This is a genomic window from Streptomyces sp. WM6378, assembly GCF_001279695.1.
GTDB lineage: Bacteria > Actinomycetota > Actinomycetes > Streptomycetales > Streptomycetaceae > Streptomyces.
The window spans coordinates 1-278 of the sequence record NZ_LGDD01000241.1; the positions used below are offsets into that span (position 1 = coordinate 1).

Consider the following 278-nt stretch of genomic DNA (forward strand, 5'->3'; position numbering starts at 1 on the left):
ACCAGGTCCAGCAACACATCGGAGCGGCGGTCGGCCGGGTCGTCGGACGCGTGGACCGGCGGGTTCTCGCGGTTGTTCGACGGCAGCATCGAGATCAGATACCGGACCTCGGCCAGGCACGTCTCCTCGTCGTCATACGCGAAATGCGCCACACCCGACGTCTCGGCATGCACATCGGCGCCACCGAGACCGTTCTGGGTGATCTCCTCACCCGTCACCGCCCGCACCACATCCGGACCCGTGATGAACATCTGCGACGTCTCACGCACCATGAACAC

The 278-nt window shown here is 65.1% G+C and carries 1 protein-coding gene; it reads right to left on the reverse strand.

What is annotated here, in order from left to right; all coding sequences use genetic code 11:
• Positions 1-278: carboxyl transferase domain-containing protein (locus tag ADK54_RS19650; protein WP_324610178.1), on the reverse strand; the 278-nt coding region annotated here is incomplete at both ends.